The sequence below is a fragment of the Halomonas sp. HAL1 genome, assembly GCF_030544485.1.
GTDB classification, from domain to species: Bacteria; Pseudomonadota; Gammaproteobacteria; order Pseudomonadales; family Halomonadaceae; genus Vreelandella; species Vreelandella arctica.
The window spans coordinates 4,090,263-4,116,094 of the sequence record NZ_CP130610.1; the positions used below are offsets into that span (position 1 = coordinate 4,090,263).

Annotated in this window: 24 protein-coding genes; 6 read left to right on the plus strand and 18 right to left on the minus strand. The window is 56.3% G+C overall.

The features are described 5' to 3' along the window. Positions 1–29: 29 nt before the first annotated feature. Positions 30–668, plus strand: a complete 639-nt coding sequence (gene yihA / locus Q3Y66_RS19015; protein WP_008956511.1) for a ribosome biogenesis GTP-binding protein YihA/YsxC — start codon at positions 30–32, stop codon at positions 666–668. Here yihA and Q3Y66_RS19020 read toward each other — a convergent pair. The 8 genes from Q3Y66_RS19020 to Q3Y66_RS19055 form a co-directional block, all read right to left on the minus strand. Beyond that, positions 641–1,414 carry an HAD family hydrolase gene (locus tag Q3Y66_RS19020; protein ID WP_008956510.1) on the minus strand — a complete coding sequence of 258 codons (774 nt, stop codon included), beginning with the start codon at positions 1,412–1,414 and terminating at the stop codon, positions 641–643. The genes yihA and Q3Y66_RS19020 overlap by 28 nt on opposite strands. Before the next feature lie 14 nt (positions 1,415–1,428). Continuing rightward, on the minus strand, positions 1,429–2,370 hold the full coding sequence (locus Q3Y66_RS19025; protein WP_008956509.1) for a tyrosine recombinase XerC: 942 nt from the start codon (positions 2,368–2,370) through the stop codon (positions 1,429–1,431). Then, complete coding sequence (locus tag Q3Y66_RS19030) at positions 2,363–3,073, minus strand: DUF484 family protein (RefSeq protein ID WP_008956508.1); 711 nt, start codon at positions 3,071–3,073, stop codon at positions 2,363–2,365. Before Q3Y66_RS19030 ends, Q3Y66_RS19025 begins: the two co-directional genes overlap by 8 nt. Before the next feature lie 16 nt (positions 3,074–3,089). Continuing rightward, positions 3,090–3,923 carry a diaminopimelate epimerase gene (dapF, locus tag Q3Y66_RS19035; protein ID WP_008956507.1) on the minus strand — a complete coding sequence of 278 codons (834 nt, stop codon included), beginning with the start codon at positions 3,921–3,923 and terminating at the stop codon, positions 3,090–3,092. Further along, complete coding sequence (gene lysA, locus Q3Y66_RS19040) at positions 3,923–5,194, minus strand: diaminopimelate decarboxylase (protein WP_008956506.1); 1,272 nt, start codon at positions 5,192–5,194, stop codon at positions 3,923–3,925. Before lysA ends, dapF begins: the two co-directional genes overlap by 1 nt. 32 nt (positions 5,195–5,226) lie before the next feature. Further along, positions 5,227–5,358 carry a lipoprotein gene (locus tag Q3Y66_RS19045; RefSeq protein WP_008956505.1) on the minus strand — a complete coding sequence of 44 codons (132 nt, stop codon included), beginning with the start codon at positions 5,356–5,358 and terminating at the stop codon, positions 5,227–5,229. After that, on the minus strand, positions 5,355–6,758 hold the full coding sequence (gene argH, locus Q3Y66_RS19050) for an argininosuccinate lyase (RefSeq protein ID WP_008956504.1): 1,404 nt from the start codon (positions 6,756–6,758) through the stop codon (positions 5,355–5,357). Before argH ends, Q3Y66_RS19045 begins: the two co-directional genes overlap by 4 nt. An 81-nt stretch (positions 6,759–6,839) precedes the next feature. Beyond that, positions 6,840–9,623, minus strand: coding sequence for a GGDEF domain-containing phosphodiesterase (locus tag Q3Y66_RS19055; protein ID WP_008956503.1), 2,784 nt, complete (start codon positions 9,621–9,623; stop codon positions 6,840–6,842). A gap of 135 nt (positions 9,624–9,758) precedes the next feature. Between Q3Y66_RS19055 and hemC the strand changes: the two genes are divergently transcribed. The 4 genes from hemC (at position 9,759) to Q3Y66_RS19075 (ending at position 14,332) form a co-directional block, all read left to right on the plus strand. Further along, a complete protein-coding gene (gene hemC, locus Q3Y66_RS19060; RefSeq protein WP_008956502.1) occupies positions 9,759–10,703 on the plus strand; it encodes a hydroxymethylbilane synthase in 945 nt (314 codons plus the stop codon). Further along, on the plus strand, positions 10,700–11,479 hold the full coding sequence (locus tag Q3Y66_RS19065; RefSeq protein ID WP_008956501.1) for a uroporphyrinogen-III synthase: 780 nt from the start codon (positions 10,700–10,702) through the stop codon (positions 11,477–11,479). Before hemC ends, Q3Y66_RS19065 begins: the two co-directional genes overlap by 4 nt. A gap of 289 nt (positions 11,480–11,768) precedes the next feature. After that, positions 11,769–13,058 (plus strand): uroporphyrinogen-III C-methyltransferase, encoded by a 1,290-nt coding sequence (locus tag Q3Y66_RS19070; RefSeq protein ID WP_303319514.1) that lies wholly within the window; start codon positions 11,769–11,771, stop codon positions 13,056–13,058. Then, positions 13,055–14,332 carry a heme biosynthesis HemY N-terminal domain-containing protein gene (locus Q3Y66_RS19075; protein WP_008956498.1) on the plus strand — a complete coding sequence of 426 codons (1,278 nt, stop codon included), beginning with the start codon at positions 13,055–13,057 and terminating at the stop codon, positions 14,330–14,332. Before Q3Y66_RS19070 ends, Q3Y66_RS19075 begins: the two co-directional genes overlap by 4 nt. Before the next feature lie 80 nt (positions 14,333–14,412). Here the strand turns inward: Q3Y66_RS19075 and mscL are convergent, their stop codons facing one another. Together mscL and pobA are read right to left on the minus strand one after the other, a co-directional pair. Then, the gene (gene mscL, locus Q3Y66_RS19080) at positions 14,413–14,928 is read right to left on the minus strand and encodes a large-conductance mechanosensitive channel protein MscL (RefSeq protein WP_008956497.1); all 516 of its coding nucleotides are present in this window, start codon (positions 14,926–14,928) and stop codon (positions 14,413–14,415) included. 155 nt (positions 14,929–15,083) lie between these two features. After that, entirely contained in the window at positions 15,084–16,268 is a 1,185-nt protein-coding gene (gene pobA / locus Q3Y66_RS19085) for a 4-hydroxybenzoate 3-monooxygenase (protein WP_008956496.1), read from the minus strand. Between the two features lie 146 nt (positions 16,269–16,414). On the opposite strand from pobA, the gene Q3Y66_RS19090 reads away from it, so the two are divergent. Further along, positions 16,415–17,341 (plus strand): helix-turn-helix domain-containing protein, encoded by a 927-nt coding sequence (locus tag Q3Y66_RS19090; protein WP_008956495.1) that lies wholly within the window; start codon positions 16,415–16,417, stop codon positions 17,339–17,341. On the opposite strand, the gene Q3Y66_RS19095 is transcribed toward Q3Y66_RS19090, so the two are convergent. From Q3Y66_RS19095 to pcaF, 8 genes are all read right to left on the minus strand, one after another. After that, positions 17,334–18,785 carry an aldehyde dehydrogenase gene (locus Q3Y66_RS19095; protein WP_008956494.1) on the minus strand — a complete coding sequence of 484 codons (1,452 nt, stop codon included), beginning with the start codon at positions 18,783–18,785 and terminating at the stop codon, positions 17,334–17,336. The two genes, Q3Y66_RS19090 and Q3Y66_RS19095, sit on opposite strands and share 8 nt — an antisense overlap. A gap of 27 nt (positions 18,786–18,812) precedes the next feature. Next, complete coding sequence (locus Q3Y66_RS19100) at positions 18,813–20,102, minus strand: TRAP transporter large permease (protein ID WP_008956493.1); 1,290 nt, start codon at positions 20,100–20,102, stop codon at positions 18,813–18,815. Then, positions 20,092–20,637, minus strand: a complete 546-nt coding sequence (locus tag Q3Y66_RS19105) for a TRAP transporter small permease (RefSeq protein ID WP_008956492.1) — start codon at positions 20,635–20,637, stop codon at positions 20,092–20,094. The genes Q3Y66_RS19100 and Q3Y66_RS19105 overlap by 11 nt, the downstream gene beginning before the upstream one ends. A gap of 6 nt (positions 20,638–20,643) precedes the next feature. Continuing rightward, positions 20,644–21,675, minus strand: coding sequence for a TRAP transporter substrate-binding protein (locus tag Q3Y66_RS19110; protein WP_008956491.1), 1,032 nt, complete (start codon positions 21,673–21,675; stop codon positions 20,644–20,646). Between the two features lie 323 nt (positions 21,676–21,998). Then, entirely contained in the window at positions 21,999–22,631 is a 633-nt protein-coding gene (gene pcaG / locus Q3Y66_RS19115) for a protocatechuate 3,4-dioxygenase subunit alpha (protein WP_008956490.1), read from the minus strand. Between the two features lie 30 nt (positions 22,632–22,661). Beyond that, entirely contained in the window at positions 22,662–23,393 is a 732-nt protein-coding gene (pcaH, locus tag Q3Y66_RS19120) for a protocatechuate 3,4-dioxygenase subunit beta (RefSeq protein ID WP_008956489.1), read from the minus strand. A gap of 33 nt (positions 23,394–23,426) precedes the next feature. After that, positions 23,427–24,608 carry an alpha/beta fold hydrolase gene (locus tag Q3Y66_RS19125; RefSeq protein ID WP_008956488.1) on the minus strand — a complete coding sequence of 394 codons (1,182 nt, stop codon included), beginning with the start codon at positions 24,606–24,608 and terminating at the stop codon, positions 23,427–23,429. A gap of 11 nt (positions 24,609–24,619) precedes the next feature. After that, positions 24,620–25,822, minus strand: a complete 1,203-nt coding sequence (pcaF, locus tag Q3Y66_RS19130; RefSeq protein WP_035586204.1) for a 3-oxoadipyl-CoA thiolase — start codon at positions 25,820–25,822, stop codon at positions 24,620–24,622. Positions 25,823–25,832: the final 10 nt, after the last annotated feature.

Genomic DNA, 25,832 nt, shown 5'->3' on the forward strand with positions numbered 1-25,832 from the left:
TTTTATGTTCGTTTTTCAGGATTAAGTCCATGACTACCCCCCACGATAGCCCAGTCCCTCGGCTGAACTACCCGACGGCAAGCTTTATTATCAGCGCGCCTACCTTGGCTTTGTGCCCAGATGATACCGGCGCTGAAGTAGCCTTTGCCGGGCGCTCTAACGCGGGCAAATCAAGTGCTATCAACGCCTTAACACAACAAAATGCGTTGGCGCGCACGTCGCGTACACCGGGGCGCACTCAGTTGATTAACTTCTTCAGTGTCATGAACGATGAGTCGCTGCGTTTGGTTGACCTGCCCGGCTACGGCTACGCCAAGGTTCCAGAATCGGTCAAGCTAGAGTGGCAAAAGCACTTAGCAGAATACCTACGAAACCGCTTTAGTCTACGCGGCTTAGTACTGCTAATGGACGTGCGCCACCCGCTCACTGAGTTCGATCAGATGATGCTTAATTATGCCGACCAGCGCGAAATGCCGGTGCATATTCTGCTGACGAAAGCGGACAAGCTTAAAAAAGGGCCCGCCAGCGCTTCGTTGCAGAAAGTACGTTCGCGCTTGAAGGAGTGGGAAGACTTGGTCTCTGTACAGCTCTTCTCTTCGCTCAAGCGTGACGGCGTCGATACACTATCCCAGAAACTCAATCAGTGGCTGTACACACCGCCGGAATGATGCGTTTCTAAGCTCGCCTTTTCTAACATCTCAAGCACGCGGGGCAGCTCTTTTACATGGGCAATACGGTGTACCCGCGGAGGAAGTGGTTGATCTTCCAGCGCGGAAATCCACACGGCATGCATACCCAGCTGCTGGGCGGGTAATACATCTTCCTGCCATGAATCGCCTACGTGCATGGCGTGTTCGGGGGCCACTTTTAAACGCGCAAGCGCCGTCAGAAACGGCGTGGGATCAGGTTTAGGCGCTAACAACTCGCCTGCTGCGATGGCCACCGAAAAATAGGCGGCCAGCGGCTGACGCGCCAAATGAATATTGCCATTCGTGATGGCTGCTAGCTGATAACGCTCGGTTAACACCGCCAGTAAACCGGCCGCCTCTGGGTGTGGCGTGACTTGCACGCGCAGGCGATGGAACTCATTCATCGCCGCTGCCGCCCACAACAAAGCGGCACTGCGGGTCAGGCCTTCCGCTTCTAACTGCGCTTCCAGGGCGCGCATACGCAGCCAAGTAAAGTCACCGCGCCGTTCGGGCACCTGTTTGGCTAACTGTTGACGACGCTGAAGGTAATCCTCCCGGCCGCCTTCTTGAGTCAATGTTAGGGCTGGCTCCTGGCGTGCCGCTCGCCAAGCCTCTAGCGCCTCCAATAGCCAGCGGTAGTGCCCCTCTTCGGTACGCGCCATCACGCCATGGTTGTCCCACAGCGTGTCGTCTAAATCGAAGGTAATGGCCTTCAATTTTGTCATGGTTTGCTCCTGGGCTATTTGTTTCTGTTTTCGCCGTTTCTGGGGCTGGGGCTTCTTTTAGCGCGGGGGTGCGCTGCATCGTAACTTGTCGCCAGGTGCTGCCAGTCAAGCCGGGTATAAATTTGCGTGGTCGACAGGTTAGCGTGGCCCAACAGCTCCTGCACCGCGCGCAGATCCTGGCTCGACTCAAGGAGGTGGCTAGCAAAAGAGTGGCGCAAACGGTGAGGGTGCAAATGTTCGGGCAAGCCACGGGCTAACGACAGCTGCGCTAAGCGTTTCTGAATGGCCCGATGGCCTAGCCGCGTGCCACGCTGCCCCACAAACAGCGCCAATTCATCCACCGGTGCGAGCGCGGAGCGACAGCCCAGCCACTCCGCCAGTGCCTGCTGGGCGCGCCGCCCGACGGGCACTTGGCGCGGTTTACCGCCTTTGCCGATCACCCTTACCCGGCTGTTTTGCAAATCGCCAAGTTCAAGGGCCGCAAGCTCTGCCAGACGCAGGCCGCTGGAGTAAAACAGCTCAAGGATGGCCTGATCCCGCACGCCCAGCGGCGAGCCGTCGTGAGGGGTATCGAGAAAGCGCGCCAGGGCGTCAACATCCACCGGACGAGGCAAATGGCTCGGCTGTTTGGGCGTACGCAATAACCCCACCGGGTTATCGGCCAGTACGCCTTGTTTAACCAAATAATCAGCAAATTTGGAAAGTGCCGCCCGTCGCCGGGCAAGGCTTCTTGGCGCTAAGCCCCGGCTGCGCTCCGACCCTAAAAATGCCCGCAGCAGCGCGGTATCTAATGCCGCGGGGTCCGTCACCTCGCGGCGCTCGGTAAAGGCACACAGCGCGGCCAGATCATGCCGATAGGCCTCCACCGTTGCAGGACTTGCATGGGATGACAATGCGGCTAAAAAGCCGTCAATGTGCTTGGCAATCGACACTTCACCCAAGGGAGCCTCAACCATGATCACCCAGGCGCACCAGTAGCCGTGCGACGATATCGCCCAAATATTCGGTGAAGAGTGTGTCCATGCTGGCCCGATAGGCATCCGGGCTGGGGCTTGCCAGCAATAGATAACCGAGCGGGTCGCCTGCGGATAGGCGGGAAATGGCACAGGAGCCCGCTTTACGCGGCGCTTTAACGTGAGGCAGCAGGCACTTCCAATCGCTAACGCTAAGCTTAACGCAGCGACTGGTGCGGCCATCCAACAGCGCTGCCAGCCGAGCGCTGGCGTGTTGATCCAACACATGGCGCGGAGGCTGAGGCGGTGTTGGCTCACTGTCGCTTAATGTGGCCGGGCACCATAGCGCCATGGCAGGCGTTTCAAAGCGCTCGCTGAGTTGGGTAGCCAACGCTTGCGCCAGCGCATCGCGGTCTTGCGCTTCCACCAGCGCAATCAGCGTTTCGCGCAACCGACGGTATTGGGACTCGTTATGGCGAGCGGTTTCCAGCAAGTGCTCCAAGCGGCCTTCCGCGTTTTCAGCGCGCTTGCGTAGATCAAAGACCAAGCGTTCCAGCAGCGATACCGCCCCGTCGATATGCGGGTGGGGCACCTGCAATTGCTGCAGAAGCCCTTCGCGACCGACGAAAAAATCGGGATGACGCGCCAGCCAGAACGCCACTTGATCAGGATCGAGCGTTTTGCGGGGTTCGGGGGCTTGTGACATCGCCGTTCTCCTCGAATTAATTAAGGGCTACGCGGCCATCGAAGACGCGTGTAGCCGGTCCCACCATCGTTAGCGCCCCTTCAGGATCAGGCCACTCAATGCTGAGTTCTCCACCGGGCAAATGAACCTTCACGGGACTTTTCAGCAGCCCCTGACGGATACCGCTGGCAACGGCGGCGCAAGCACCGGTACCGCAAGCCAGCGTTTCGCCACTGCCGCGCTCATACACGCGCAGACGGATTTCGCTGGGCGAGACGACCTGCATAAAGCCCACGTTAACACGCTTGGGAAAACGAGGATGCGCCTCCACCAACGGCCCCAGGCGCTCGACCGGCGCAGTGTCCACATTGTCGACCTGAATCACCGCATGAGGATTACCCATGGAAACCACACCGATCTGCAGTGTTTCATCGCCCACTGCCAGCTGGTGCAGGGGTTGATCCCCAGAGGCATCGAACGGCAGCGCCAAAGGACTAAACCGCGGGCGACCCATATCCACTCGCACCATGCCATCGAGCTGCACGGTCAGCACCAACGGGCCTCCGGCGGTTTCTACGTGGATTTCATGCTTATGAGTTAGCCGCTGATCGCGAACGAAACGGGCAAAGCAGCGCGCCCCGTTGCCACAGTTTTCCACTTCACTGCCGTCGGCATTATAAATGCGGTAGCGAAAATCCATTTCCGGATCACGGGGCGGCTCGACGACCAACAACTGGTCAAAGCCAATGCCGAAACGCCGGTCAGCCAGCGCGCGGACCTGGGCTTCGTCCAGCCGGGCGCGCTGAGTGACCAGGTCCACCATGACAAAGTCATTGCCCAGGCCATGCATTTTGGTGAAGTGTAAAAGCATCAGCGCTCCCCTTCTGGCAGCAGCGCTTCACCCGCCCACAGGCTGGCAACGGTTTCCCGCGCGCGCACAACATGGCAGCTATCGCCATCGACCATCAACTCGGCGGCACGAGGGCGACTGTTGTAGTTCGACGCCATGACAAAGCCGTAGGCCCCCGCCGAGCGCACCGCCAGAAGATCTCCTTCGGCAATTGCCAGCTCGCGCTCTTTGCCCAGGAAATCACCGGTTTCGCACACGGGGCCGACTACGTCATAAAGGGCGCTTTCGCGCGTTTGGCGAGTATCCACCGGGACAATCGCCTGCCACGCCTGATACAGCGCCGGGCGAATCAAGTCGTTCATGGCGGCATCGACAATGGCGAAGTTTTTGGTTTCGCCGGGCTTGAGAAACTCTACCCGAGTGAGCATGACACCGGCATTGGCGGCGATGGAACGGCCGGGCTCAAACAACAGTGTCAGCGCTTCACCACCTTCCCAGCGCGATAACCGTGCCAACAACTGGCTGGCGTAATCAAACGGCTGGGGCGGTTTTTCATCGCGGTAAGGCACACCCAAACCGCCGCCTAAATCGAGATGTTCGATTTCGATGCCCCGCTCGCGCAGGCGCTCCATGAGCATCAGCAAGCGATCAAGGGCGTCCAAAAAGGGTGCCGTTTCAGTGAGCTGTGAACCAATGTGACAATCGAGCCCCTTCACCTTCAGATTAGGCAGGCTCGCGGCTAGTTCGTAAACATCCAACGCTTCATCCACCGGGATACCGAACTTATTGTCCTTCAAACCGGTGGAGATATACGGATGGGTGCCCGCGTCCACATCCGGGTTCACTCGTAGCGAGACCGGCGCGGTTTTTCCCAGCTCACCGGCAACGCGGTTCAAGCGCTCAAGCTCCGGACGCGACTCAACATTAAAGCATTTAATGCCGACCTCGAGCGCACGGGCCATTTCGTGAGCCTGCTTGGCCACGCCGGAAAACACCACGTTGGCCGGGTCACCACCGGCTTTAAGCACGCGCTCAAGCTCGCCGATGGAGACAATATCAAACCCCGCGCCCAGCTTGGCCAGAAGGCCTAGCACCGCCAGGTTGGAATTCGCCTTCACCGCGTAACAAATCAGGTGCGGGTGGCCGCCCAGCGCTTCAGTGTAAGCGCGAAAGTGACGCTCAAACGTCGCTTTTGAGTAGACGTAGCAGGGCGTGCCGTGCTCGTCGGCAATCCGTGATAGCGGCACGTCTTCGGCATACAGCACGCCATCGCGGTAATTAAAATGATCCATAGTGCTTTCCCCTTCTCCTGGCCTGCAACGGTCTATTCAGACGCCTGACTAGACTGCTCATCAGCAGGTGCATCGTCCGGCAAATACAGCGGCCCTTTTTGCCCACAGCCTGCCAACCCGGTTAACAGCAGTGTGGTAAGGGTCAAGATTGCCAACGTTTTCATGCGCCCGCCTTGAGTGCGCTGAGTGCCTCACGCGCTCGCTGGGCGGCAGCCCGCACTTGGTTTGGCGCGGTGCCGCCAATGTGGTTACGGGCAGCTACCGAACCTTCCAGGGTAAGTACCTCGAACACATCCTGCTCGATGGTAGCGGAGAACTGCTTGAGCTCATCAAGGCTCATTTCAGACAGATCTTTTTCAGTTTTTAGGCCATAGGCTACTGACTGACCAACAATTTCATGAGCATCGCGGAAGGCCACGCCTTTGCGCACCAGGTAGTCAGCCAAATCCGTCGCGGTGGAGAAGCCGCGCCGCGCCGCTTCATACATGCTGACTTTTTTGGGTTCAATCGCGGGCACCATGTCGGCGAAGGCTTTTAAGCAGTCGCGCACGGTATCCACCGCATCGAACAGCGGCTCTTTATCTTCCTGGTTGTCTTTGTTGTAAGCCAACGGCTGCGACTTCATCAGCGTAAGTAGCGACATCAGGTGACCATATACCCGGCCCGTCTTGCCCCGCACCAGCTCGGGCACGTCAGGGTTCTTCTTCTGCGGCATGATCGAAGAGCCGGTGCAGAAACGGTCAGGTAGATCGATAAAGTTGAACTGGGCGCTGGTCCACAGCACCAGTTCCTCACTCATGCGCGACAGGTGCATCAGTAGAATGCTGGCAAAGCTGGTAAATTCAATCGCAAAGTCGCGGTCTGAAACGGCATCCAGAGAATTTTCTGACGGGCGGTCAAAGCCTAGTAGCTCTGCGGTCACGTGGCGGTCAATTGGATAAGTAGTGCCAGCCAATGCGGCCGCGCCCAGCGGCATCACATTGACGCGCTTGCGACAGTCCAGCAGGCGCTCATGGTCACGCGCCAGCATCTCTTGCCAGGCTAAAATATGGTGCCCAAAGGTAACCGGCTGGGCGGTTTGCAAGTGGGTAAAGCCGGGCATGATGGTCTCGGCTTCACGATCAGCCAACTCGATCATGCCTTCGCGCAGGCGCTTTAGCTCCACTTCGATCACATCGATCTCGTCGCGCATAAACAGGCGAATATCGGTGGCGACCTGGTCGTTACGCGAACGCCCGGTGTGGAGTTTTTTGCCGGTAATGCCGATCTTTTCGGTCAGCCGCGCCTCGATATTCATGTGCACGTCTTCCAACGGCACCGACCAGTTAAACTCGCCGCGCTCGATTTCGCCCTGAATCTCGTTTAGGCCGTTAATGATGGCGTCGCGTTCATCATCGGTGAGTACGCCTACACGGGCTAACATGGTGGCGTGGGCAATAGAGCCCTGAATATCCTGGCGCGCCAGGCGCTGGTCGAAAGTCACAGACGCGGTGAAACGTGCGACAAAGGCATCGGTGGGCTCGCTAAAGCGACCGCCCCAAGACTGATTCGTAGCTTGGCTCATCGAAGGTATATCCTGCTGACAAAGCGTAAAAGTCGTTATGGAAAGTGGGAGTCGTTGCGGAAAGTGTACCAGAGTCGCCGGTCAGCGAGCAGCAAACACAGGGGGGGATGCCAAAAATGCGCAGAGGGCATCTAAGGGCATAGGACGAGCGAAGTAGTAGCCTTGAAAGTAGTGGCAGTGGCACTGCTCAAGGTAGGTAAACTGCTCCAGTGTCTCTACCCCTTCCACTAGCACTCCTAGCCCCATTTTTCCCGCCATGGCGACAATACCATCAATAATGGCCGCATCGTTGCGATCGGTAATAACATCGCGCACAAACGAACGGTCAATTTTGATTTTATTAATTGGCAGACGCTTAAGGTAGCTCAAGCTAGAGAAGCCGGTGCCAAAATCGTCTAAGGCAATATGAACGCCCAGCGCAGACAAATCCTCTAATGCCTGAATTGCTTGTTCGGCGCTGTCCATTAAAACCCCCTCGGTAATTTCAAGCTCTAGCAGGACTGGCGCTAAGCTACTCTGGGCCAACACCTGTTCAATAGAGGCCAGAAAACCGGGGCGTTGAAACTGCATCGGGGAGATATTGACCGCCATGGTGATCGGGCCAACGCCCATGGCATTTAGCTGCTGGGCATCTCGGCAAGCGGTCGCTAGCACCCAATTGCTGATCGGCATGATCTGCCCGGTATCTTCTGCCAAGCTGATGAAATCAGACGGCGGAACATTACCGCGCTCTGGGTGTTGCCAGCGGATTAATGCTTCTACGCCTACCACGCGGCCACTCGGGGCATGGATTTGTGGCTGGTAATAAAGCGTAAACTGTTGTTGCTCAATGGCTTGCTGAAGCGCGCTGCGTAAACTAACCCGCTCACTCACCTTGCGATTTAAGTCTTCGGTATACCAGTGGTAGGTGTTGCGTCCACGTCGCTTGGCCTTGTACATGGCCAAATCTGCTTGTTGGATAAGTTGGCGAGGGTTTTTCATATTGCCATCGTTGATAGCAATGCCGATGCTGGCGGTAATACGCAGCTCGCTGCCGCGATACCAGTAGGGCGGCGAAAGCCTCTGCAGCACGCGCTCCACCACCTGTATCACGTCTTTTTCATGGGCTAAGTCGGGCAGTAAAACAACAAACTCGTCGCTGCCAAAGCGCGCCACGGTGTCCCAAGGACGTAGTTCATCTTCAAGGCGCTTGGCAACCTCGACTAAGATAAAGTCGCCCACCTCATGGCCGAGCGTATCGTTAATGGGTTTGAAATCATCCAGATCGATAAACAGAACAGCGATAAAGCGCTGATAGCGGCGTGCTAACACGCACCCCTCTTCCAAGCGCTGACCCAGCATTACTCGATTAGGCAGCCCGGTAAGCGCATCGTGATTGGCGTTATAGGTAAGCTGGGCCTGATATTCGCGCTGTTCAGATACATCGTTTTGAACACCCAGATAGTGAGTCACGTCTCCTGTTTCGTCGCGCACTGGCGAAATATACAAGTCGTTCCAAAAAATCGAACCATCACGCCGATAGTTACGGATCACTACGTGCACTTCGTGTTGTTCAGTAACACCTTCCCGCAGCAGTTTGACGGTAGCGGGGTCGGTATCTTCGCCCTGCAAAAACCGGCAATTACGCCCCAGCGCCTCACTGCGCGAATAGCCGGTTATGCGCTCAAAGGCGGCATTGACGTAGACCATGGGGAGAGCGCTGCTTTGGGCATCGACAATAATCACCCCATTGGTGCTTGATTCCACACTACGCTCTAGCAGCTTCAGCTGATGCTCACTCGCTTTGCGCTCGCTAATGTCGCGAAAATAGACGGTAAGCCCTTCAGCTGAAGGGTAAACATGCACTTCCAGCCATAACTCTAACCGCGGATTGAAAGCTTCAAAATGTACCGCCGTTTGTTGGCTAGCCGCACGTTGATATTCGTCGTCAAAGTAGCTGCCTTTTGCATCAGGAAAGCTCTGCCAAATATGCTGGCCCAGCAGCTCGCCTTCGCGGCGCTTTAAAATACGCTCCGCCTCACTATTAACGTAGGTAAAGCGCCAATCCGTATCTAAAGTGAAGAAACCATCGGTGATACTGTCAAGCGTGATGGTGAGTCGTTGCGCAAGCTGGGTTAGATTTTCACGCAGCTGTTTTTGCTCAGTAATATCTTGCGTCGAGCCCTCCACCTGACTAATTTCCCCCCGCTCATCGCGCACGGCCTTACCAATAACACGCACCCAGATATGCTTACCTTGGTAAGTAATCACCTCTAGCTCTTCGTCAAAACTTACTCCCTGTTGGCAGCAGGCGGTAAAGACTTCCAAAATACGCGGCTGAGAGGCGGGCGCATAAAACCCTATTGCCTGTTCAACGGTCGGTTGGAAACCGGGAGCCATACCATGCAGGCGGGAAACTTCAACCGACCAGTTAGGCAGCCCTACGGCCATGTCCATGTACCAACCGCCTATCAGCGCCGTTTCACCGGCTATTTTAAATAGCCGCTGGTTGCTTAATAACTGTGCTTCTGCCAACTTACGCTGTGTAATGACCCGGGCAATAATATAAATAACATCACCACCGGCAGTTGGGGTGATTTCAATCCAATGGACCTCCCCAGACACGGAGATGGCGCGGACTTCAAAGGGGGCAACAATTCCCCTGTGCTGCATACGCACCAGCGCCGCTTCAATCACCGGATAATCCTGTGGATCTACCACCACTCCGCAGCGGCGCCCGATCAACGCACCGGCTGAATACCCCAACAGCGACTCAAAAGCCGGATTAACCTCAAGCAGTGTGCCCTGAAAGTCGATACAGCAGAACAGATCCTGCGAGAGCAGAAAGAACTGATCCAACTGACCTTTAGTAAGCACTGAGGGCATACGATTTCCTAGGCAATGAAAAGACACGTTGCGAGAGCATAATTGGCTCCGTTATTTTTACTGTGACGCTCGGTGCTTTATGATGAGGTTTATCATAGTTTGACTCGCCGTGTCTGCGGTATTAGGGAGAATAACGTGCTATCTATCACCAAACTGCGCATTGCCACGCGTAAAAGCCAACTGGCTATGTGGCAGGCTGAGTACGTTCGCGACCGCTTAATGGCGGAGCACAGTGGCTTGGAAGTCGAGCTTGTAGCACTTTCAACCAAGGGCGATAAAATTCTTGATACGCCGCTTTCAAAGATTGGCGGCAAGGGTTTGTTCGTCAAAGAACTGGAAGACGCTATGCTGGACGGTCGCGCCGATATTGCCGTTCACTCCATGAAGGATGTGCCGATGCACTTTCCTGAAGGACTGGGCTTGTCGGTCATTCTAGAGGGCGCCGACCCAACTGATGCATTTGTATCCAACCACTACTCTAGCATTGATGAGCTTCCAGAAGGGGCGCGTATTGGTACAGCCAGCCTACGCCGTGGCCTGCAAATGCGAGAAGCCCGCCCTGACCTGCAAATTCTTAATCTACGCGGCAATGTGCAAACGCGGTTGGCCAAGCTAGATGCGGGCGAATTCGACGCCATCATTCTGGCAACCTCGGGCCTTAAACGCTTGGGTTTGGATGAGCGCATTGCTCAGGCGCTTCCACCGGAAGTGTGCTTGCCCGCCTGCGGCCAAGGCGCGTTAGGTATCGAATGCCGTCTGCATGACCCCGAACTCGTCGCGTTACTGGCGCCGCTGGATGACGCCGATACTGCCACGCGCGTGCGTGCAGAGCGGGCCATGAACACGCGCTTAGAAGGCGGTTGCCAAGTGCCTATTGCGGGCCATGCGGTGCTGGACCTGGATAATGAAACCTTGTGGCTGCGCGGCCTGGTCGGCAACCCTGAGGGTACAGAAGTGCTACGCGCCGAAGGGCGAGGCTCGATGCATGAACCTGAAGCGCTGGGTATTCGCATTGCCGAAGAGCTGCTCGACCAAGGCGCTGGCGATATTTTGGCAGAGGTTTACGGCCGCGAAATATGAGCCAACCGGTACTGATCTGCCGCCCAGGGGAACGCGGCGAAGCGTTAGCGGCGGCGTTGCGCAACCAGGGCGAAAGCGTTGAATCACTCAATGTGATGCAGCTTGAAGCACTGCCAGAAGACACCGCCATGCGGCAAATTTGGCTGGATATTGATCAGTACCGTAAGATAATTGTCATCAGCCCTTTTGCTGCCACCTGCTTAAGTGAGGCGCTGGATCGCTTCTGGCCGCAGCTACCGGTGGGAATTGACTACTATAGTGTTGGCAGCGCCACCGCGAGTACGCTTTACGATCAATTGGGAATCCGCGTCCATGTGCATTCACCCACCGCGGGCGAAGATACCAGCGAAGCGCTGCTGGCGCTTGCATCGCTGCAGCAATTAGCGCATCAGCGTGTTCTACTGGTGGCCGGTGAAGGCGGCCGGCCCCTGCTCGCTGAAACGCTTGCCGAGCGGGGTGCAAAGGTGACGCGCCTTGCCGTGTATCGGCGCACCTTTCATGCTCTAGCACCTGCTCAGCAGGCGCGCCTTTTTTCAGGTAATTATCGGGCGTTGATCGTCACCAGCAGCGAACTGCTGGAACATCTGGCAAAATGGTGTAATCAGGCGGCCTTGAACCAACCGCTAATCGTTTCCAGTCGCCGTTTGGCTACACTGGCTGGCATACTGGGGTTTTGTAACCTCAAGGTGGCGTCCGGAGCAACGCCAGCTGCGTTGATAGCGGCGTTGGAGACCTGCGACCCACAGGGTGCCGATGTCGATCAAGGAACTTACTAAGGGCTAGCGACAGATGAGCAAACAAGTAAACGATCAGGACGATGTACAACCTACGTCCGCCGATGCCTCCCAAGGCGTCCCTACGACGACTAACAAAGCAGCTTCCACTACCGACGCCACTGAGCCTAGCACGCAGTCTCCCCCGTCTAGCTCAGCAACACCGTCTACTAATAGTGGGGCTAAAAATAGTCGTTCACGGCGGCGTGGAAAAGGATCCCAGAATACGGGCTCAACTGCTACTAGCTCTTCAGATAGCACCTCAAACAGCGCCTCAGAAAAGAACCCTGCCGTGACCGGCACTTCACAGGCGGGGGCAAAACCGGCGGATGCAACGCCGACGACGACTTCCAGCGCGGCTAAAGGCAGCAGCACAGCTTCTCCGAGCGCGGCTGCACCAAGCCCTTCAAGCACCACTGCTAACGCTTCTTCAGGTTCCACTGCTGCAAAACCTGCTACCGGCAAGGCTGGCAGCGCGGGCAATGGCAGTGGAAATAGTGGTGGTGGAAACAGTGGTAGTGGAAATAGTAGCGGTGGGAATAGCGGTAAAAAGGGCAGCGGTCTCGCCATCGCCCTGGTACTTATCTTAGCCATTGCCTTAGCGCTCGTTGCTTGGCAAGGCTGGCAGCGTCTGGAAAGCCAGCAACAACGCCTCGACGAACTGGCGCAACAGGCTGAAGGTAGCGCTTCGCAACAGGCAGTCAGCGACCTTGAGTCGCGTTTAGACAGCGGTGAAGCGGAGCGCAATGAAGCAACTCAAAGCACCATGGAAGAGCTGCGCAGTGAGTTTGACAGCTACCGTAGTGATGTCGACGAGACGCTGGGCCAAGTGCTTGACCAGCTCTCACAAGAGCAGGACACCGACGAGCGGGAATGGCTGCATGCCGAAGCCGCTTATCTACTACGCCTAGCCAACCAACGCCTGCAGCTAGAAGGCGACGTTGATGGCGCCGCCGCGCTACTGCGCACTGCCGATGCACGCTTGGTCGATGCGGATAACCCCGCGCTGACCCCCGTTCGCGAAGCGATTGCCAATGAGCTAGCCGCGCTTGACGCCGTGCCCCAGGTTGACCGTACAGGGCTCTACCTAGCACTGAATGCGCAGCAGGAGCGCATTTCTGAACTGCGTCTCTCGCAAGAAATTGAAGAGCAGGCGGTAACGTCGAGTATCGAGCAGCCGCCTACCGGCACGTTCCAGCGCCAGCTAGCGCGTTTCGGTGAAGAGCTCAAAGACTTGGTGGTGGTTCGCCATCACGACGAAGCCCTGGAAGCACTGATTACCCCGGAGCAAGAGTCTTACCTGCGCCAAAGCCTGCGCTTAGTACTGGAGCAGACTCAGCTAGCCCTGCTCAATGAAGAAAAAGAGCTTTATGATGCGAGTATCGATAAAGCGCTACAGCTGCTAAACGACTACTACGACACCACTCGCGAAGAGACGCAAAGCGTTATTACTCGTCTAGAGGAGCTACAGCAAGCCGAGGTTAAACCGGAGCTGCCGGATATCAGCGCTTCTCAGCAGGAACTGGCACGCTTTATCGAGAACCGCTATGAGACGCGTGGCCAAAGCGGAGGTGATGCATGAGAAAGCTTGTCCTCCTTATTGTCGCGGGCCTTGCCGTCGGCGCTCTGTTTGGGCACCTGATGATGTCGGTGCCCGGCTATTGGCTCATCCGGGTAGGTGACTCCTCCATCCAAACCTCGTTTTGGTTTGGCTTGGTGCTGCTCTTCGCTGCGTTTATTGTGCTGCACTTTGTCCTGCGTTTACTCAGCGGCATTATTCGCCCCATGGGGCACTTTCGCAGCTGGAACAGCCGTGCCCGGAACCGCCGCGCCATGCAGCGCACCGTGCGTGGCTTAGTAGCGCTGACGGAAGGTCGTTGGAAAAAGGCGGAAAAAACCCTTATGAATGCCGCCGACGACTCCAGCACACCGTTGGTGAACTATCTCTCGGCAGCGCTGGCCGCTCATTACCAGGGCCACCACGCGAAATCCCAGGAGCACCTGAATCAAGCGCAGTTAACCACCGAAGGTGCTGATACGGCGGTGGGCTTGATGCAGGCGCAAATGATGATTGAACGTCAGCAGCCGGAAGAAGCGCTGGCGATTCTTAATCGTCTAGATAAGAAGCTCTCCAACCACCCGCAGGTGCTCAAGCTGCTCAAGCAGGTGCATTTGAGCGTCAACGATTGGGAAGGCCTTCGGCGCCTGATTCCACGCCTAGCGGCGCAGAAGCTAATTACTCAGCAAGAGCGCGAGCAGTTGGAGTTTAAGGCCTATCGCGAGCTCATCGTGTTTGAAGCCCAAAACCCAACCAACATTGAGCGCGTGCGCAGCCTTTGGGCAGATATGCCCGACTACCTACGCGGCAATACCGAGCTGATCGTGCTCTACACCGAAGCGCTGATTCAAGCCAACGAAGAACCCATTGCCGAACGCTTACTCAACCACTCACTGGATAATCATTGGGACGCGCGTTTAGTAAAACGCTACGGTCTGCTGAATGTAAACGCAGGGCGTCAGTTAGCTAAAGCGGAGAAGTGGCTGCAAGAACGCCCCAATGACCCCGAGCTACTGCTCGCCTGTGGTCGTCTCTCGTTGCGCACTGGCCAGTGGCAAAAGGCGCTTGAGTACTTCGAGGCCAGCCAACGTCAACGCCCCAATGGCGAAGTCTGTGCTGAGCTTGCGCGCCTTTATGCAAGCCTTGGTGAGCATAATAAGAGCCAGCTCTACTACCGCCATAGCGTTGAGATGCTGGCTAAATCGCTGCCATCGCTGCCGCAACCTAGCGATGCTAGCGACAGCAAAAGTCCGGCTAATAAACACACAGACAGCAAAACGCTTAAGAAAAGAGCGTAACAACGCGGTTCGAAAAAACAAAAGGGGGCCGTTCATAATGAACGGCCCCCTTTTGCGTTGGGTTACTCTTCCACTATCACTTACTTTGCAGGTGGGGCGGCAGACGGCGTATCAACCATTGTTTCAACTGCCTCTGGCTTAGACAGCGTTGCCGTGCAGTGGCCGCACCGCGTGGCTTTAATCGGCACCACCATCAAACAGTAAGGGCAAGGCTGCTCGGTAGGGCTTGCGGGTGCCACAGCCTCTTCGCGCTTTAACCGATTGATAGTACGCACCAATAGAAAAACGACAAAGGCGACGATCGTAAAACTCACCACCGCATTGATAAACAGCCCAAGGTTTAGCGTTACCGCCCCTGCTGCCTGTGCATCCGCCAACGTTGCATAAGGGCCACCCACCGCCCCTTGGCGTAGCACTACAAACAGATTGGAAAAATCCACACCGCCCACCAACAAGCCAATCAGCGGGTTCATCACATCCGCCACCAGGCTCTGCACAATCAGCGTAAACGCCCCGCCGATGATGATGCCCACCGCCATATCGACCACATTGCCTTTTACCGCAAACTCTCGAAATTCCTGGAAAAATTTTGTCATTTTGTCGACGTCCTAGCGTTTCGTTTTAACCAACACTCAGTACTACTTCTTTCAATTAAGAGCATGGGCAACAGCGTGCTAGGCGGCAAGTAAGAAACACAAAAAGCCCAAGCGTCAGCCTGGGCAAGAAGTATAAATGGACAAGGGGGTAGAGACTATTCAAGCGACTCGTAAGGCAGGCCCACGTAATTTTCCGCAATCGTAGTCAACCCGGCGGTCGAGCTGGTGACGTAATCCAATTCGGCCAGCTGCATACGGCTGTTGAAATCCTCTTCATCAGAGAAATTGTGCAGCATGGAGGTCATCCACCAGGAGAAGCGCTCAGCTTTCCAGATGCGTTTCAGACATGTTTGCGAGTAACGCTCAATCAAATCCGTACGCCCTTCTCGGTAAACCTTCACCATCAGGCGATAGAGCGTATTCACATCGCTAGCCGCCAGATTAAGCCCTTTGGCGCCGGTGGGGGGCACAATATGCGCCGCATCGCCGACCAGAAATAACCTTCCGTACTGCATTGGTTCGACGACATAGCTACGCAGCGGCGCGATGCTCTTCTCGATCGACGGTCCGGTAACGAGCTTTTCGGCCACTTCATCGGGCAGGCGGCGCTTAAGCTCTTCCCAAAAGCGTTCGTCAGACCAGTTCTCCACTTTTTCATCTGACGGCACCTGGAGGTAATAGCGGCTGCGGGTGGCAGAGCGCATGCTGCAAAGACTAAAGCCGCGCTCGTGACGCGCATAAATTAACTCATCAGACACCGGTGGCGTATCCGAGAGCACGCCGAGCCAACCAAACGGATACACCTTTTCAAACTCTTTGATGCGGTGTTGAGGAATCGCCTGGCGGGAGACGCCATGATAGCCATCGCAACCGGCGATATAGTCGCAATCGAGCCTGACCGTTTCGCCTTTGTGCTCAAAGGTGAGATAGGGGCTGTCACTCTCCAGCTCGTGGGGCTGCACGTTTTCTGCTTCATAAAGCGTTGTTGCACCAGCGAATTCGCGCGCCTCCATTAGATCCCGTGTTACCTCGGTTTGGCCGTACACCATCACTTTACTGCCGCCGGTTAGCTCGTCCAGGGCGACTCGCACACGGCGGTTGTCGAACACAAGCTCAAAGCCGTCATGGGGTAATCCTTCTTTATCCATACGCTGGTCAACACCCGCCTCGCGCAGCAAGTCCACCATGCCCTGCTCCAGCACACCGGCGCGGATACGGCTTAATACATACTCACCGCTACGCCGCTCAACAATCACGTTATTGATGCCTTGGCGATGGAGTAGCTGGCCCAGCAAGAGGCCAGAAGGGCCTGCGCCAATAATCGCGACCTGGGTCTTCATAAGGAGTGCCTCTTCATTATCATTGTCCAAAACTTATAAGTTGTATTTTTCAATGAAACACGCCGCATAATAAGGCATGATTTAGATCAATTATTGGACATTTAGCGCTTTATCACCCCACCTTAGTCGTAAAGGAGATGCAGTAGATGGCCACCTCATCGGCAACCTCCGTTCCGGTATTTAAACTCTATGGCGAGACCCAGCACTGGCCGACACCCGACTTGCTTCACTGCGAATCGATTCCCGAGCGCAGCCGGCTACATGACTGGCTTATTCGCCCGCATCGTCACGCCGACCTGGTGCATATTCTCTTTATTAGCCAAGGAAGCGTTGAGTTAGCGCTGGAGGGAACGAGCCATCACTTACAGGGTATCGTCGCGATTATTGTGCCCGCGATGGCGATTCACGGCTTCCGCTTCTCGCCTGATGTACAAGGGCACATTATTACCCTGGCCAAACCGCTGGCAGACCACTTACATAGCCTCATGGGTGAGAGCAGCGCGCTTAAAAAAGCCGACTTTTATCACCTACCCCTTTCGAGCCAAAGGGGGGGAAACCAGCCAGCGCGCATTGCCACGCTGGTGTCGCAGATCGACCAGGAGTACCGCCAGCCTGCCCCAGGGAGAGACAGGCTGCTCGAAGCACTTATTCAAGCCTTAGTGGTCGAACTATCGCGCCTAAGTGCTGCTGATACTCCCGCGAAACGTTATGGCCCGCGCCAGCGCGACACGGGGCGGCAACATTTAGAGCATTATCAGGCACTGGTCGAAGCACACTACCGTCAGCAGCCCAGTATTGAAGCGTTAGCCGAGCAGGTAGGAGTGAGTAGCGCACACTTGAATATGCTGTGCCGCCAAATCGCCGGTCGCAGCGCCCTGCAGCTGTTGCATGAGCGCCTACTGCTAGAAGCCAAGCGTCAGCTTACCTATACCAATATGACCATAGGCCAAGTCTCTGACAGCTTAGGCTTCTCTGAACCCGCCTACTTCACGCGCTTTTTTAAGCGCAATACAGCGTTTTCGCCACGTGAGTTTCGGCTGCGTCAAACGGCGGTTAACCACATCGCTAAATAGGATAATGCCGTGGCCCCAGCTGCATCGTCATCCAGCGTAGTTCGGTGAATTCTTCGATGCCTGCTTTACCGCCAAAGCGTCCGTAGCCGCTGGATTTGACGCCGCCGAAGGGCATTTGCGGTTCATCGTGTACCGTGGGAGCGTTGATATGGCAGATACCCGTTTGTAAGCGGCCTGCCACCTTCATGGCGCGTGCGCTATCGCGGCTGAACACCGCCGATGAGAGACCGTACTCGCTATCGTTGGCGATGCGCACTGCCTCTTCTTCACCATTAACGCGAATCACCGCCACAACCGGGCCAAACGACTCTTCGCTATACAGCCGCATAGCACTGGTCACGCCATCAATGACCGTGGCCTGCATCACCACGCCTTCGGCTTTGCCACCCGCGGCTAAGCGGGCGCCTTGAGTCACTGCGTCATCGATGAGGCTATTTAGTTTTTCACCTGACTGTGTATTGATTAACGTGCCGAGCGCGTTGCTTTCATCACGCGGGTCGCCTGCTTTTAGCGCCTGAGCCCGCGCGGCAAATTTTTCTACAAAAGTATCCGCCACTTGTTTATCGACAATCACCCGCTCGGTGGACATGCAGATCTGGCCTTGGTTAAAGAACGCGCCAAAAATCGCTGCGTCCACGGCCGCGTCTATATCCGCATCATTCAATACCAAAAAAGGCGCCTTACCACCCAATTCAAGTAGCACAGGCTTTAAATGTTTGGCCGCTTGCTCGGCAATGATTTTGCCTACACCGGTGGAGCCAGTGAAGTTAATCCGGCGTACCGCAGGGTGAGCAATCAGCGCGCTTACGACATCAGCGGCGTTATCCGGTGCGTTGGTAATCACATTGACGACACCATCGCCAAACCCTGCTTCCTGTAGCACTTCACCAATCAAATGGTGCGTCGCTGGGCACTGCTCGGAAGCTTTCAAGATAACGCTATTGCCGCAGGCCAAAGGCGTAGCGATGGCTCGCGTACCTAGAATAATCGGCGCATTCCAGGGTGCGATGCCCACCACGACGCCACAAGGTACACGCACGCCCATCGCCATACTGTCAGGTACGTTCGAGGGGATGATATCGCCCTGGATTTGCGTCGTTAACGCCGCGGCTTCACGCAATACATCGGCCGCCACTTTAACGTTAAACCCTGCCCAGCCTAGCGTGGCACCGGTCTCTTCCACCATTCGATCGATGAAATCACCCTGACGTGCTTCCATTAGCTCAGCTGCTTTAAGCAGTTTGGCGCGCCGCTCCCCTGGGCCCGTTTTTGACCATGCTTCAAACGCCCTGCCTGCGGCGTCCGCTGCCGTGTTCGCATCACCGACACTTGCCGCCGCAGCGGTGGTGACCACTTCACCGCTTAAAGGATTCGCGCGGGTAAAGGTGGCCGTTTGCTCAGCAGCGGTTGATTGGCCCGCCGACAATAGCTGAGTGGTGAACATGGCCTTAACTCCTTGTAGTAAAAAAGCCTACAGCAGAAACATCGTACTCAAGATGGGGAAAGCGATGAGCAACGCTAGGCGTAGTAAGTCAGAGACCACGAACGGCGCGACGCCTTTAAAAATCTCACCTAGCCCAACATGCGGCGCCATCGCTTTAATCACAAACACGTTCATCCCCACCGGTGGCGTCATCAGCCCCAGCTCTACCGTCAGTACGGTCAAAATACCGAACCAGACTGGATCGATGCCCATCGCCTGAATGATCGGATACACCACAGGAACGGTGATCACCAGCATCGCGATGGAGTCCATAAACATACCCAGCACAAAGTAGAGCGCCAGGATGCACAGCACGACGACGAGTGGCGTGAGATCCATGCCGTAGAGCACGTCGGTAATAGAGAACGAAATGCGCGAGACTGAGATGAAATAACCCAGCGTTTCCGCCCCCACCAGCATAAAGAACACCACGGCAGAGAGCGCCAAGGTCTCTTGGACGCTGGCCCATAGCTGCGCACCGCGCATTCCTTTTACCAGGGCGTAAAGCAGCGTGGCGAACGCCCCGACACTAGCCCCTTCTGTTGGCGTAAAGGCACCAAAATAGATGCCTAAAATCATCACCAGGAAAACGCCAAAAAAGGGCACCAAGCCGGTGAGAGAGAGCAGTTTTTCTTTCCAAGCCGTAGGCTCACCGGCCACCGCAAGTGAGGGGCGCAACCACATCACCACGGTAACGGTAAGGGAGTACATCACTAGCCCCAAGAGGCCAGGGATCAGACCCGCCATGAACATATCGCCCACGGACTGCTCAGTAAGGATGGCGTAGATAAGCAGTGCAATACTGGGCGGAATCATAATACCCAGCGTGCCGCCCGCAGCAAGCGCCCCGGTGGCCAAGCCACGGTTGTAGCCATAGCGCTCCATCTCCGGCAACGCTACCCGGGTCATGGTACTGGCTGTTGCCAATGAGGAACCGGAAATCGCCGAGAAGATACCGCATGAGCCCACCGCTGCAATCGCTAGGCCTCCCTTCCAGCCACCGCAAATGACCCGCGTTGAATCAAACAGTTTACCGGCCATGCCCGAATGGGCTGCCAGCACGCCCATTAAGATAAACATGGGTACGGCACTAAAGCTGTAGTTAGAGAGCACTTCTACCGGCACTGTTTTTAACTGCGCAACGGCTGCGTCCCAACTAATGATTTGCGCAAAGCCCACCACGCCCACGATCAGCATCGTGAGGGCAACGGGCACACGCAGAATCATCAATACCAATAAAAGCCCTAGCCCGATGGCGCCAATCGCTTCACTCCCCATGAGCCGCCTCCTCACCTGTGGCATAGATCATGCCCAGCAGCGCATGCATAAAACTTCGCAACCCCAGCAGTAAGCTGAGCACCGCTGCCAATTGGAAAATAGGGCCCATGGGCAAGCGCAGATCTTGAGTGACTTCTCCGTACTGCGTGGCGGCAGCAGCAGAGTCCAGTAATCCCATAAACAGGATCAGCCCCAGCGCCGTAAAGCCAAGCAAAAAAAGACCTTGGATACGATTTTTTATCGCCTGGGGTAAGCGGTGCGAGAAAGCTTCCACCACCACTTGGCTTTTCTCGACATTAGCGGCCATCGCCGCCAATAGCGCGAACAGCATCAAATAGCTAACCAACTCAACGCTGCCGGAAACACGCAACGCAATGGCGCCTTCCGTTAGCCGGGAAAGATAGCGAGTACTGACATCGGCAATGGTCACCGCCAAAAGCCCAATCAGTGCGACACCCGCCACCAAGCGACACACAAGGGCCAGCCAATGGCTGGCCCGATAGAGGAGTTGTTGAAAAGAGGGAGTAGACTGCATGAAAACTTATCCCTCTTGGGTACCACAAGACTCGCTAGCGGCCAGTGCAGCCTCATACACCTCGCGGGCTTGGCTCAAACCGCGCTCTTCCAACTGCGTTAGGTAGTTTTCGATACCGGTTTCGAGCGGCTCTTGCCAGTCAGGATGTTGAAGCGGGTTTTCGATTTCACGAATGGTGTGGCCCGCATCAACCGCTTCCTGCTTTCCTTCCACATCTAGACGATCAAACACTTCACCGGCCTTTTCAGCCCATTTCATGCCGGAGTTATCATCAATAACGGCTTGCTGCTCGGGGGTCAGACCGTCATAGGCACGCTGGTTCATGGTAGCGACAAAGATCAGCGTGTAGAACGGCACTTCGGTGTGGTAACTGACGAGCTCATTAACACGAAAACCTTTCAGGCCTTCCCAAGGGAAGCTCAGGCCATCAATAACGCCGCGCTGCATGGAGGTATAAATATCAGGCGCAGGCATGCCCACCGGGCTTGCGCCCATATTTTCAAGCATTTCACCCGCGACGGCAGTGGGGCGACGAATACGCAATCCTTCCAGGTCCGCAGGCGTTTGCACATCGGTATCGATGGTATGAATGCCGCCAGGTCCAGTGGTAAACATAAACAGCGGACGGGTATCTTCGTATTCGCTATCTAAGTGGCCGTCGTCGTAGAGCGTTTGAAGCACACACGCCCCTTGCGTTGCCGTTGAAGCCACCCCTGGCAGTTCAACAATTTGTGATAGCGGGAAACGGCCAGCGGTATAGCCCTGGGCGGTGGCGCCGATATCGGCAATCCCGTTGGCGGCGGCCTCATAGATGGAGTCCGGCTTGGCTAACGTGCCTGCCGGGAACATCTGAATCGTCAAATCGCCATTAGACTCTTCAGCAATGGTATCCGTCCATGCTTGCAAAACATCTTGGTTAACGCCTGAAGGACCAGGCCAAAAATGTGCCATACGTAGCGTGGTTTCTGCCTGCACCGAACTGACGGTAAGGCCAGCAATCGCTGCCGCCAAAACACACCGGGATAAGGTCATTTTCATAGGAGGCCTCCAGGACTTTTTTGGATTATTGTAAGTTCGTATAGCGAATAGTAGTTCGCTTTAAGCTACTACATTAGTTCACTATGAAGCGTAGAGCTAATCGACATTCGTCTATGTTTAAGCACCTGAAAGCACCTTTAATAGACGTCTTACCGCGTTCAGCTAGTGTTGATGTTCTATAGCACTTCTAGAAAGGCACAATGGTAGTAGAAAGTTAGATTTTTCCAAGATTTCGTCACGACCATGGTCGAAGCTGAATAAAAAAAGCGCTGCTCCAAAGAGCAACGCTTTTCCTTAATTTATATAGCTTGCCAATGCTATGGCTAGAAATCAAAAAACACCGTTTCGCCTTCGCCCTGCAGGCGGATATCTAGTCTGTAACGCACCTTGCCATCGACCTCTTCGCGCTTGGCGATCAGGGTCTGGCGGCGTGCTGGTGACTCAATGCGTGTTAGCACCGGGCACTGAGCGTTCGCCTCAGCTTCGTCATCGAAGTAGAGCCGTGTTTGCAGGTGAATATTCACCCCGCGGGCAAACAGCGTCAGGTTAATGTGCGGGGCCATTAGTTGGCCGCTGGGGTGCTTCACCGCGCCGGGTTTGATGGTAGTTAGCGACCATTCGCTACCGTGATCGAAGGTGGTGGCGGTACGGCCAAAGCTATTAAATGGCTTGCTCAGGTCGTAATCGGCCTGGTAGTCGCCGTTAGCATCGGCTTGCCACGCTTCCACGAAAGCATCGCGAACTAGGTCGCCGTTGCCGTCGATGACAATGCCGACCACTTCGATATGCTCACCCTCGGCGTCGGGTTTAGCCATCTCATTCCAGATCTCTTCATCCCGCACGGGGTTACCGGCAGCGGCGAGGGCAAGGCCAATATGCACGTAGGGGCCAGCGGTTTGCGAGGCGGTTTCCCGTAGCATCAATTCGCTGGTTGGCTGACTATTAGGCTGATTCATAATGTATTACCTGCCCTTATTGGTTTTCAGCTATTGATTTTCAAAGTAGGTCTGCAGCTCACCGCGTACGACCACATCAAAGCGATAGGCCAGACAGTCCATCGGCTTGCTGTGAGCCATATCGAGCCGCCCAATCATCGTCTCAACCGCAAGTGGGTCTTTCAGGGTATGCACGATGGGACACAGGGGAATCAGCGGATCGCCCTCAAAATACATTTGAGTGATCAGTCGGGTAGAGATCGAAGGGCCAGTCACCGATACGTGGATATGCGCGGGTCGCCAGCTGTTCATATCATTGGGCCACGGGTAAGGGCCGGGCTTGATGGTGCGGAAACGGTACATACCCTGCTCATCGGTCAAGCAGCGACCTACACCGCCGAAGTTGGGATCCAGTGGTGCCAGATACTTATCGTTCTTATGCCGATAGCGGCCGCCTGCATTGGCCTGCCACATCTCTACCAGGGTGTGCGGTATAGGCTTGCCGAACTGATCGACCACCCGGCCAAACATGATAATTCGCTCACCCTGGGGGAGCCTGCCCTGGTTTGAATCCTGGCGGAAGTTCAGCAGCAGGTCATTATCGTGGGGCCCCATGCGCAGGTGGCTAAAATCGGGGCCGGTCAGTTCGGATGCGGTCGGTTGCTGCATGCTTACCAGCGCCTGCTGGGGCGAACGCGCCACCGAGGTTTTATAGCCCGGCGCGTAGGCAGGCGGATGCCAGTTGCGGTCGCGTGCCACAAAGCGTTTATTGTCGTGGGTCATCGCCCGTTACCTCTTATCAATTATTTTGATTTGCTACTCGCCCCAACCCAGCTCCTTGGCAAGAGCAAAGGCGTGATTCGCCGCTGGAACGCCGCCGTAAATCGCCACGTGCATCAATACTTGACGCAGCTCGGCTTCCGTTAGGCCAATCCGTTTAGCGGTTTTTAGGTGCAGCGTTAGCTCTTCACGGCCAAGCGCGGCGAGAATCCCGGTGGTGATCATGCTGCGCTCGCGGCGGGTTAGGTCGTCGTTACTCCACAGCTCGCCCCAGGCCAGGCGAGTAATCATCTGCTGGAAGGGGGCGTCCAGGCTGTTGGAATTGGCGGTGGAGCGCTCAACGTGCTCGCTACCCAGTACCTGCTTGCGGGTCTCCAGGCCGGTAGCGTAGGCCACGCCGTGGTTGGCCACATCGCCCAGATCCGTTGCCAGCACGACGAGTAGCTTTTGTGCAAATAGCGCCGGGGCTTCTACCGCAGGCACATGGCCGACGCCGTCAAAAATCTCCAGCGGTGCGTCATCTAGCTCTGCCGCCAGGGCTTCCAGCGTCGCGGGCGGCGTAGCCATATCTTCACTGCCGCCAAATAGCTGCACCCTGAACTTATGAGGGACGCTCTTACCTGAGAGCTTTCCGGTGAACGTATCGCGACCAAGCATTTCGCACAGTTGTGCGTAGGACTCATCGTCACCACGGCCCATCTGGGTGCACCAGCCCGCTTTCAGCGCCGGGCTTGCCTCAAAGGCCGCCGGGGCAAACCAGCGCGGCACTATCTCTTCAGACATCGCCGCCAAGCCTTCCAGACGCACGCGACCTGCGCGGGTGTTCCAGAGATCCGGATTACCAATCACCGCACCGGTGTTGGTCAGCGTAGCGGAGAGCAGGCGATCACCATGCTCGGCAATCAACTGCTGGCCGACGACACCGCCAATGGACGTACCGGCAAAGTGAAAGCGCTCAGCGCCCGCCAGTTCTGCCAATACCAGAGCCTCAGCGGCTAAATCAGCGGGAGTGATTTGTACACCGCTGACCGCCTGACTAGCACCGTGGCCGGGAAGATCCCAGGTAAGCACTCGGTAGCGGGGCAGCAGCGCGGGAATCACGTCATCCCATACTGCCTGGCTCATACCCAAAGGGTGCGCCAGCACGACCAGCGGGTTCACTTCTGCGCCGAGCAGCCGATAGGCCACGCTGCGGCCGTTGATGCTATGAAATGCCATGACGGTCTCCGTTAAACACGTTCAATCAACGTAGCGATACCCTGACCCACACCTACACACATGGTGCACAGCGCATAACGCTTGCCGCTGTTTTGCAGCTCATGGGCGGCGGTCAACAACAGGCGGGCTCCGGACATGCCCAGCGGGTGGCCCAGCGCGATCGCGCCACCGTTGGGGTTAACCCGTGGGTCGTCGTCTTTAAGACCCAGGTCGCGCATACAGGCTAACGCCTGGGCGGCGAACGCTTCGTTAAACTCAAACACATCGATCTCATCCATCGAGATGCCGGTGCGCTTGAGTAGCTTCTGCACTGCCGGTACCGGGCCATAGCCCATAATGCGCGGCTCAACGCCTGCCGTGGCCATGCCGATGATTTTCGCCATCGGCTTAAGACCATGCTGTTTGACCGCTGCTTCGCTGGCCACCAGCATCGCCGCCGCACCGTCGTTAACGCCCGACGCATTGCCTGCGGTAACGCTGCCGCCTTCACGGAAAGGTGTGGGCAAACCTGCCAGCTTTTCCAAGGTGGTTTCCCGCAGATGCTCGTCCTTGTCAAAGAACAGCGGCTCCTGCTTGCGGCGCGGGATCTCAATGGCGGTGATCTCCTGGGCAAAGCGCCCCGCTTTTTGAGCGGCAGCAGCTTTCTGCTGGGAGCGCAGGGCAAAGGCATCCTGGTCTTCGCGAGAGATATTGAACTGCTCGGCGACGTTCTCTGCGGTCTCCGGCATGGAATCGACCCCAAACGCTTTCTTCATCAATGGGTTGATCAAGCGCCAGCCAATAGTGGTGTCTTCGAGCTTTTGATTGCGGCCGAAGGCGCTATCGGCCTTGCCCATGACGTAAGGCGCGCGGGACATGGACTCCACGCCGCCTGCCAGCGCCAGCTCCATCTCACCCGCTTTAATGGCGCGAAACGCGGTGCCCACCGCGTCCATACCCGAGCCGCACAGGCGGTTCATGGTCGTGCCGGGCACTGAGGTAGGAATGCCCGCCAGCAGCGAGGACATACGCGCCACGTTACGGTTATCTTCCCCGGCCTGGTTGGCGCAGCCCATAAAGACTTCTTCAATGGCAGTAGGGTCGAGATCCGGCGCTTCTGCCAGTACGGCTTTAAAAATTGTCGCGGCGAAATCATCTGGGCGTACGCTGGCCAGGGTGCCACCAAAGCGTCCCACGGCGGTGCGGCGGGGATGACATAGAAAGACGTCTTGCATCACAACATCG

Excerpts from the sequence above, each read along its gene's own strand:
- yihA (WP_008956511.1), top strand. The coding sequence starts at position 30 with ATGACTACCCCCCACGATAGCCCAGTCCCTCGGCTGAACTACCCGACG.
- Q3Y66_RS19020 (WP_008956510.1), bottom strand. The coding sequence starts at position 1,414 with ATGACAAAATTGAAGGCCATTACCTTCGATTTAGACGACACGCTGTGG.
- Q3Y66_RS19025 (WP_008956509.1), bottom strand. The coding sequence starts at position 2,370 with ATGGTTGAGGCTCCCTTGGGTGAAGTGTCGATTGCCAAGCACATTGAC.
- Q3Y66_RS19030 (WP_008956508.1), bottom strand. The coding sequence starts at position 3,073 with ATGTCACAAGCCCCCGAACCCCGCAAAACGCTCGATCCTGATCAAGTG.
- dapF (WP_008956507.1), bottom strand. The coding sequence starts at position 3,923 with ATGCTTTTACACTTCACCAAAATGCATGGCCTGGGCAATGACTTTGTC.
- lysA (WP_008956506.1), bottom strand. The coding sequence starts at position 5,194 with ATGGATCATTTTAATTACCGCGATGGCGTGCTGTATGCCGAAGACGTG.
- Q3Y66_RS19045 (WP_008956505.1), bottom strand. The coding sequence starts at position 5,358 with ATGAAAACGTTGGCAATCTTGACCCTTACCACACTGCTGTTAACCGGG.
- argH (WP_008956504.1), bottom strand. The coding sequence starts at position 6,758 with ATGAGCCAAGCTACGAATCAGTCTTGGGGCGGTCGCTTTAGCGAGCCC.
- Q3Y66_RS19055 (WP_008956503.1), bottom strand. The coding sequence starts at position 9,623 with ATGCCCTCAGTGCTTACTAAAGGTCAGTTGGATCAGTTCTTTCTGCTC.
- Q3Y66_RS19065 (WP_008956501.1), top strand. The coding sequence starts at position 10,700 with ATGAGCCAACCGGTACTGATCTGCCGCCCAGGGGAACGCGGCGAAGCG.
- Q3Y66_RS19075 (WP_008956498.1), top strand. The coding sequence starts at position 13,055 with ATGAGAAAGCTTGTCCTCCTTATTGTCGCGGGCCTTGCCGTCGGCGCT.
- mscL (WP_008956497.1), bottom strand. The coding sequence starts at position 14,928 with ATGACAAAATTTTTCCAGGAATTTCGAGAGTTTGCGGTAAAAGGCAAT.
- pobA (WP_008956496.1), bottom strand. The coding sequence starts at position 16,268 with ATGAAGACCCAGGTCGCGATTATTGGCGCAGGCCCTTCTGGCCTCTTG.
- Q3Y66_RS19090 (WP_008956495.1), top strand. The coding sequence starts at position 16,415 with ATGGCCACCTCATCGGCAACCTCCGTTCCGGTATTTAAACTCTATGGC.
- Q3Y66_RS19095 (WP_008956494.1), bottom strand. The coding sequence starts at position 18,785 with ATGTTCACCACTCAGCTATTGTCGGCGGGCCAATCAACCGCTGCTGAG.
- Q3Y66_RS19100 (WP_008956493.1), bottom strand. The coding sequence starts at position 20,102 with ATGGGGAGTGAAGCGATTGGCGCCATCGGGCTAGGGCTTTTATTGGTA.
- Q3Y66_RS19105 (WP_008956492.1), bottom strand. The coding sequence starts at position 20,637 with ATGCAGTCTACTCCCTCTTTTCAACAACTCCTCTATCGGGCCAGCCAT.
- Q3Y66_RS19110 (WP_008956491.1), bottom strand. The coding sequence starts at position 21,675 with ATGAAAATGACCTTATCCCGGTGTGTTTTGGCGGCAGCGATTGCTGGC.
- pcaG (WP_008956490.1), bottom strand. The coding sequence starts at position 22,631 with ATGAATCAGCCTAATAGTCAGCCAACCAGCGAATTGATGCTACGGGAA.
- pcaH (WP_008956489.1), bottom strand. The coding sequence starts at position 23,393 with ATGACCCACGACAATAAACGCTTTGTGGCACGCGACCGCAACTGGCAT.
- Q3Y66_RS19125 (WP_008956488.1), bottom strand. The coding sequence starts at position 24,608 with ATGGCATTTCATAGCATCAACGGCCGCAGCGTGGCCTATCGGCTGCTC.
- pcaF (WP_035586204.1), bottom strand. The coding sequence starts at position 25,822 with ATGCAAGACGTCTTTCTATGTCATCCCCGCCGCACCGCCGTGGGACGC.